This window comes from Rhizobium sp. N122, from assembly GCF_002211295.1.
Taxonomy (GTDB): domain Bacteria; phylum Pseudomonadota; class Alphaproteobacteria; order Rhizobiales; family Rhizobiaceae; genus Rhizobium.
The window spans coordinates 1-7278 of record NZ_LOKU01000076.1; the positions used below are offsets into that span (position 1 = coordinate 1).

The window sequence follows — 7278 nt, forward strand, 5'->3', positions numbered from 1 at the left end:
GACGAACGAACCGTTGAAACTACATGGAGACGCATTGGAGAACTCTTGAAGGCGTTCAGTCCCCAGGAGTGCTCCAACTACCTCAGACATGCAGGGTATGGTTCAGAATAACCCTGACAGACTCTAAGTCCTCCACACCTCAGGATGAGGGCTGATCGTGGTGCAGCGTGGTTGGTGCTCGATCGATGGGCATGTGGTTGCTGGGGCGACACAAGCCGCGACATCTCTCCGACCTCATCCTGAGGTGCCCCGCAGGGGCCTCGAAGGACGAGGCCGGCCACCGGCTCTCTTTCGGCAATGGATAGCAATTACCGCGTCGACCCCCGCGGAATAATGGTAAAGCCGACGTCGCTCTTGTCTTCGCTAGGGGGCTCGTCGCGGACGGCGCGCAGCAGCATGTCGGCGGCGCGGTAGCCGATATCGTAGCGCGGAATGTGCACCGTCGTCAGCGACGGCTCGATGAAGGCCGAGAATTCCAGATCGTTGAAGCCGCAGATGCCGATATCCTCCGGCACGCGGATGCCGCGCGCCTTGCATTCGATGAGGACGCCGAGCGCCATTTCATCGCTCTGGGCAAAGACGGCATCGACATCGGGCACGCTCTGCAACAGGCGGGAAAACAGCTCCCTGCCGAGGCCGGTGCGGCTTGGCGCATCGCCGCCGATGATGAGATCGGGGTCGAAACGCCCGGCTTCCCGCATCACATCCTCATAACCTTCTATGCGGCGGCGCGAGCGGACGTCCGCGCCGCGGCCCATGAAAGCGATCCGCTGATAACCCCTCGACAGCAGGAAGCGGGTGGGCCCGGCGCCGGCCGTATAATGATCGAGGCCGACGACCAGCGCTTGCGGCTCCTGGCTGAGATCGGCGATATGGGCGATCGGACAGGCCGCGCTGTCGATCAGCGGCAGAAGATCGCGATAGGATTCGGCGCCGGCGATGATGACGCCGGCCGGCTTCTGCGTCAGCAGAGATCGCAGCAGGCCGGCCTCGCCCTCGGCATGGCGCAGCGTATTGGAATATTGCACGGTGAACTCGGTGTTGCGGAAGCGATCCTCGATGCCGATCATCAGGTCGGTGAAGCCATATTGGTGCAAGGCCGGCGTGATGACGCCGACGACGCCGTTGTGGCGGCCGGCCAAAGCGCGGGCGGCAAGATTGGGGATATAGCCCATTTGCTCGACCGTGCGCAGGATCACCTCGCGCAGATCCTCCGAGACGATTTGCGGATTGCGAAGCGCACGCGAGATGGTGATCGGGCTGACTCCCACCTTCTTCGCCACGTCGCTCAACGTCACATGCGGGCCGCCCTTGCCGTTGCGCCCCCGCTCCACTGCCTTGCTCATTGCCCCTCATATGCCACCGCGAGACTCGCCCACCCCCGATTCGCGGTCTTCACTTTCTGAAGAATAAATAATTTAGAGTCTACTAACATTTTATATTCGCAACAGATTTCGGAATGGAATTTCCGGAAGCAGCGGCGCGATCGTCCGTCGGCAAAATTACGGGCGCCTGCGGCGGCCGGATCACCGCCCGCGGGAATAAGTCCATTTATTTTCGGAGGAAATGGATGCGGTGAAGGCGCGGCAAAACGCAAAAGCCGGCCGATTTTTCCGGCCCGCGGCAGATGACCGAAAATCCATCGACGCCAAGATTAAATTCCCGTCATATCTTACAAATCGGCAATATAAACATGATCAATATTTAATTTGTAAATCCACTGGCCGCGATCATATGAATCCCGAGCGCGAATTCTTTCATTCGCCCGGTCGACCCCCAACGACTGCGCTGCGATGAGAGGCATTGGCGCCAAACGCCATCCGACGCCAGGTCCCAAGACATGAACCACGACGCCATGGAACCGCGACGCCATCCAAAGCCAACGCTCTCGCAAGGGACCATCCCCATGTCACACATCCTCCGCAAACATCGCACTGCTGCCCTTTTCGGGGCTGCCGTCATCGCCGGCGCGGCCTGCCTGCCCTTCGCCATCAACGCCCCGAACGCCATTGCCGCGCCTGCGGATTCCGGCGGCATTCTCGCCGCGAGCGGCTCCTTTGCCTCCATCGTCGATGCCGACAAGCCTGCCGTCGTCACCATCACCACCACAGTGAAGGCGACCGATGTCAGCGCCGGGCAGCAGGATTCGCCGATGGACGAGCAGTTCCGCCAGTTCTTCGAGGATCAGGGCATCCCGCTGCCGCGCCAGGCGCCGAAAAACCGGCCGTCGCAGCAGGCGATGGCGCTCGGCTCCGGCTTCATCATCAGTCCGGACGGCGTTGTTGTCACCAACAACCATGTCATCGACAATGCCGTCGACATCAAGGTGACGCTCGACGACGGCACGGAACTGCCGGCCAAGCTGATCGGCACCGACCCGAAATCCGATGTCGCCGTCATCAAGATAGAGGCGGGAAAGCCGCTGGCGACCATTGCCTGGGGCGATTCCGACCGGCTGAAGCTCGGCGACCAGATCCTGGCGATCGGCAACCCCTTCGGCATCGGCACCACGGTGACGGCCGGCATCGTCTCGGCGCGCGGCCGCGACCTGCACAGCGGGCCCTATGACGATTTCATCCAGATCGACGCGCCGATCAACCACGGCAACTCAGGCGGCCCGCTCGTCGACCGCAGCGGCAATGTCGTCGGCATCAACACGGCGATCTATTCGCCGAACGGCGGCAGTGTCGGCGTCGGCTTCGCCATTCCGTCCGATGAGGCGAAAGCGATCGTCGCCAAGCTGCAGAAAAACGGCTCGATCGATCACGGCTATCTCGGCGTGCAGATCCAGCCGGTCACCAAAGACGTGGCCGATGCCGTCGGCCTCGATAAGACAGGCGGGGCGCTGGTTGCCGCCGTCACCGCCGATACGCCGGCAGCCCATGCCGGGGTGAAGCCCGGCGATATCATCACGTCTGTCGGCGGCGAGCCCGTCAAGACGCCGAAGGATCTGTCGCGGCTGGTGGCCGACCTTTCGCCCGGCGCCAAGAAATCCCTCGGCATCTGGCGCGACGGCAAGACGCTTGATCTCAACGTCACCGTCGGCGCCAATGAGGACGGCCAGAAACAGGCCGCCGCCGAAAGCCCCGACAGCAAGGGTGACGCCAGCGGCCAGCCGAGCCTCGGCATCGGCCTTGCCGACCCGACGCCCGACCTGCGCCAGCAACTCGACCTGCCGCGCGCCGTCAGCGGCGCGGTGGTCGCCAGCGTCAACCCGGACAAATCGGCCGCTGCCGCCGGCATCCAGTCGGGCGATGTCATCGTTTCGGTGAATGACAGGCCGGTCCACAACGCCCGCGACGTCAAGGCGGCGATCGCCGATGCCGGCAAGGCCGGCCGCAAATCGGTGCTGCTGCTGATCGAACGCGATGGTAATAAAACCTTCGTCGCCGTGCCCTTTGCCGCGGCCTGAAGCCGTCGTGCATTTCGAAATTGCGTTTGCAAGGAGAAGCCGGTGAAAGCGGCTTCTCCTCGCAATGTCCAATCCCGATACAAAAGCCGGCGCTTCGCACATGATCGCTGCCGCAGCGCGTGGCCGATATCGGCGTCTCCCGGAAAAATTGAAAAAACCACTGTCGTTTTTGTCCCGGAAAGCGACATACAAACAAATGGTTGCGCGACACCCTGACATGCCCGTTCAGGATCGATCAACCCTCGGTGGACGAATTAACCCTACTGGCTTACCTTAACATCAGCATCACCTTGAATACTCCGAGCCCTATGCCATCGTATTTTCACGATCACTAATTTGGTTCCGGGAAAGCTCGCCGGAACCGTGGCCCGCCTCCTTGACGAGACCGGCTTCCATGCAGAAGGGCCGAGCTCGATCAAGTGGAGGGTATGCCATGAACAACGTCTTGCAGTTTCGTCCGAAATGCCCGCATGCCGAAAGCTTGGCAGACTGCCGGGAAGCGCTCGAACCTCTCGTCATGAAAATCCTCGGCGAGGCCATCGGCAAGGGCTATCCGCCGGCGGAAGCCGCCATGGTGGTCGCCGATATCGCCGACGACTACATCCTCATGCTGTCGCGCCAGCTGACGCATTCTTCGGATTGTTAGCTCGCGCCCAGGGCGGCCCAGGCCGGCACAGGCCAAAGTATCGCATCCGCCATCCTGGAGGCGTCAAGTGGACCGCGCAGCGACTGCAGGGGTAGCAGTTGGTACAGGAGACGAGACCTGCTACGCGGTCCGTCGCCCTCAACGTCGGCATTTGCCGGAAGTTCCCGTAATATCGGCGCTGCAGATCAGCCCTGACGCCTGCAATATCGGCCGGATGGACAAGCGAAAATTGCTTCGCTCCGCTTCAATCGTCAGACTGGTATGCCTCCGTGCCGGCGAAAATCGAACGGGCACCGCCAACCCAACAAAAAACCCCGACGAAGCGGGGCTTTCAGCTGGTTTTGATGGATCAACCATGCCAATCGGCCTTTGCTGATCAGCGCGATCAGCCTCAGAGGCCCGAAAACAGGTTCATCTCCCCCTCGCCTTTTGCGGTTCGCTCAATCTTTGAATCAAACCCGTAACGGAGCGTGAAACGAGCCTAACGCCACCGCGGCTGCCGCGGCGGCGCATTGGCCTGGATTTCATGCAGCGGCGCCCGAGACCCGAGCAGTTTCTTCAGCTTCTTTTCCTCTGCCGGACCAATCCCGAACTTGCGGCAATGTTCGGCGACATCATGCTCCCGGGGACCTGGGATGCGGACTTGGCGATTGTTCATGCTTTTCATGACTGTTTCCTCCTGAAGAGGAAAACCAGCACGGTGCGGATTTGTTCGTTAGCAAAGTCTAAAATTTGGTTTTACTTATTCTCCTGCCGGTAACAGGGTACAGCAGGAGAATTTTCCGGAACATCGAGGCGGAAGCGGCGGAGTAACTTGATTGCTCAGCTGATCTTCAACCAATGCCTGAGCGCCGCCACCGCGCCATCGCTGGCATAGGCGATCATTCCCCCGATCGTCAGCCCGGCAAAGGCAATCAGCCCCGATATGCCGTAGCCGATCGATTTCATCCTTTTCCACTCATCAAGCGCCGGCCCCACCGCCTCCTGGTTCTTCTCGACGGTCTCCTTGAGGCTCCTGATCTCCTCGCGGATCTGGGCGTCGGCGCCGCCGCTGATCGCCACTCTGGTATCGAGATTTGCGATCTGCCTTGCCTGTTCGTCGAGCCGGGTGTGGATCACGGCGCGGCTGTCGTGGGCATTGGCCTTTTCGTCGCTGACCTCGTTGCGTAGCAGCGCCACGTTTTCCTCGATGCCTGTCAGCCTTCCCTCGACGCGCCCGAGAGCGCGGAGAATATCGTCGTTTGAGGTCATGGATAGAACTTTGCCTTTTGCGATTGAGGCAGGCGGCTGACGAAACGCAGGACGCCGTAGAGAGCCGGGTGAACGAAATCGGCAGCCGTATAGGCGTGGCCGAGCAGGGCGGCGTTATCCTGCACGTTGGTCGCCAGCACTTCGGCGACGCGGTAGTTCGCCGTGCCGTCTCCCAAATCCGTTCGGTCTACGAGCGTCCGGCTGGTCCAGAGCCCAGGCTGATATTCGAACATGACGCGCGCACCGAGCTTCGTCGTGTTTGGCAGGCGCATCGTGTCCCATGTCGTCACGCCATCTTGGTTGCCGGGATGGCCGATGACATTGCCGAGCGGCGTCAATTCGGCCGCCGATCCCTTCGTCGGATCACTGTCCGACATGAAGGCCGGCACGATATCAATCGTCTTGGCGAACCGCGACGACGCGATGAGTGACGCGTTCATGCTGGCGAGCGTCCCCGTGACCGGGTTCCACAGCGCCGACGTCGCGCTGTAGCCGGCGACCGTGCGACCGCTATCCGACGATCCCGCCATGGTCGGCAGAATGGTCATGCCCACCATATGCGCGCCGGGATACCGGGCGATGATCCGATCATCGAGCCCGAACTTGCGCGACTGCCAGAGCGAAAGCGTCGTGTTGTTGTCGTTGCGGCCGCCCTGGTCGAGGCAGAAAGTCCAAGTGTCTTTGCCGCCGTTGAACGTCGTCTTGATGGCGTCGAGCATCACCCATCGCTTGGTAGCGTTGGTGGCAAGCTCGAATTCGTTATGCTCACCAGGCACGCCCATGACGAGCGGGACAGTGCTCCCCCATACCTGGTCGCGCTGGTCGAGCCATCGCCGTATCATGCCCATGTTGCCGCGCTCGTCGGCCGATGCGGCGATCTCCTGCCGCTCGATCAGGCTGTCACCGACGACGAGTGGAACCGGCCTTCCGTCCCATCCTTTCGCCAGAATAAGCGCGGGCCCGTAAGCCTGGATCTGCGAATTGGTCGCGTTGCCGATCGTGTTGTAAAGGCTGTCAGGATCGAGCGCCGCCGTCGACGCCCCGTTGGCGGCCGCCAGCGCCTGTACAGACGCCAAGTCGGCCGCGCCCCAATATTTTTCGCCGCGATGGCGCTGGATGCGATAGGAGCCGCAGCGCTGCGCACCCTCTGCGCCGTGATAGACCGTCCGGACGCCAAAGATCGACCATGCCGGCAGAGCAACTGGCAGTATGACCTGCCCGTAAACAATGCCGGTTGCGGCGGTGACCGTCGCCGGCACCAGACCGCTAAACAAGATCGGGTATTCCGTGCCGTTTGGCATCACGAAGAACGCCTCGTCGATCACGGTGTCGGCGTTCGGCGACTGCGTTTCTTGCGGCGCATTGCCGCCTTCGGTCAGCGCGAAGCCGACGAACGGGATAAGGAAGTCGTTCGTCGGATAGTCGGGCGAGCCGAAGAACAGCTTGGAGCATTGGTAATTCAGCCCGGCCGGGAACGTCCATGGCGTGGCAGTCGCGCCGGTCGGCCAGCGCGTGCGCGTCGCCGCCGGCATGTAGCGATCAGGATCCGGCACCCAAGGCGGTGGCGCCAGAACAGCTCCACCCCTCGGATTTGTCAGGGCAAGCGAAATGGCATTCATCATCGGCGGGCTCCATATCTGATGGTGAGGTCGTCGTAGAAGCGCACGGTGCGCCCCTGGCGGGCATTGGCGCGGTCGAGCGCCTGGCGCTCGCGGGCGAGGATGGCGATGACGGGCTCGCCTTCCACGACAGGCGCATGCGCTTCCTGTCGGCGCAGATCATCGGGCAAGGGCGGCAGCGCCATGCCGGCCGCCGCCTGCCCCTTCGTCACTGCCGCCCTCATCAGCCGCTCAGTGGCGGAGCAGCCACTGACGATCAGCAGCAGTGACAGCGCAAGCGCGGTTCTTTTCCGAAAGCTGAAGCTCATAGGATTGGATCTCGGTTTCCAGGGTGTCTCTGGCCGCCTGCT

At 61.9% G+C, this 7278-nt stretch carries 7 protein-coding genes; 2 read left to right on the top strand and 5 right to left on the bottom strand.

All coding sequences use genetic code 11. The annotated features are described in order from the left end of the window. Positions 1-308 precede the first annotated feature (308 nt). Entirely contained in the window at positions 309-1346 is a 1038-nt protein-coding gene (locus ATY75_RS31200) for a LacI family DNA-binding transcriptional regulator (RefSeq protein WP_088940438.1), read from the bottom strand. A 560-nt stretch (positions 1347-1906) separates the two neighbouring features. Between ATY75_RS31200 and ATY75_RS31205 the strand changes: the two genes are divergently transcribed. Further along, complete coding sequence (locus ATY75_RS31205) at positions 1907-3412, top strand: DegQ family serine endoprotease (RefSeq protein ID WP_088940439.1); 1506 nt, start codon at positions 1907-1909, stop codon at positions 3410-3412. A gap of 433 nt (positions 3413-3845) precedes the next feature. Next, complete coding sequence (locus ATY75_RS31210) at positions 3846-4058, top strand: hypothetical protein (RefSeq protein WP_088940440.1); 213 nt, start codon at positions 3846-3848, stop codon at positions 4056-4058. A gap of 481 nt (positions 4059-4539) precedes the next feature. Here the strand turns inward: ATY75_RS31210 and ATY75_RS31215 are convergent, their stop codons facing one another. From ATY75_RS31215 to ATY75_RS31230, 4 genes are all read right to left on the bottom strand, one after another. After that, positions 4540-4725 carry a hypothetical protein gene (locus ATY75_RS31215; RefSeq protein ID WP_088940441.1) on the bottom strand — a complete coding sequence of 62 codons (186 nt, stop codon included), beginning with the start codon at positions 4723-4725 and terminating at the stop codon, positions 4540-4542. Positions 4726-4880: 155 nt separating this feature from the next. Continuing rightward, the gene (locus tag ATY75_RS31220; RefSeq protein ID WP_088940442.1) at positions 4881-5309 is read right to left on the bottom strand and encodes a DUF1515 domain-containing protein; all 429 of its coding nucleotides are present in this window, start codon (positions 5307-5309) and stop codon (positions 4881-4883) included. Continuing rightward, positions 5306-6931 (bottom strand): hypothetical protein, encoded by a 1626-nt coding sequence (locus ATY75_RS31225; RefSeq protein WP_088940443.1) that lies wholly within the window; start codon positions 6929-6931, stop codon positions 5306-5308. The genes ATY75_RS31220 and ATY75_RS31225 overlap by 4 nt, the downstream gene beginning before the upstream one ends. Next, positions 6928-7140, bottom strand: coding sequence for a hypothetical protein (locus tag ATY75_RS31230; RefSeq protein ID WP_088940444.1), 213 nt, complete (start codon positions 7138-7140; stop codon positions 6928-6930). The genes ATY75_RS31225 and ATY75_RS31230 overlap by 4 nt, the downstream gene beginning before the upstream one ends. Positions 7141-7278: the final 138 nt, after the last annotated feature.

Excerpts from the sequence above, each read along its gene's own strand:
- ATY75_RS31200 (WP_088940438.1), bottom strand. The coding sequence starts at position 1,346 with ATGAGCAAGGCAGTGGAGCGGGGGCGCAACGGCAAGGGCGGCCCGCAT.
- ATY75_RS31205 (WP_088940439.1), top strand. The coding sequence starts at position 1,907 with ATGTCACACATCCTCCGCAAACATCGCACTGCTGCCCTTTTCGGGGCT.
- ATY75_RS31210 (WP_088940440.1), top strand. The coding sequence starts at position 3,846 with ATGAACAACGTCTTGCAGTTTCGTCCGAAATGCCCGCATGCCGAAAGC.
- ATY75_RS31215 (WP_088940441.1), bottom strand. The coding sequence starts at position 4,725 with ATGAAAAGCATGAACAATCGCCAAGTCCGCATCCCAGGTCCCCGGGAG.
- ATY75_RS31220 (WP_088940442.1), bottom strand. The coding sequence starts at position 5,309 with ATGACCTCAAACGACGATATTCTCCGCGCTCTCGGGCGCGTCGAGGGA.
- ATY75_RS31225 (WP_088940443.1), bottom strand. The coding sequence starts at position 6,931 with ATGATGAATGCCATTTCGCTTGCCCTGACAAATCCGAGGGGTGGAGCT.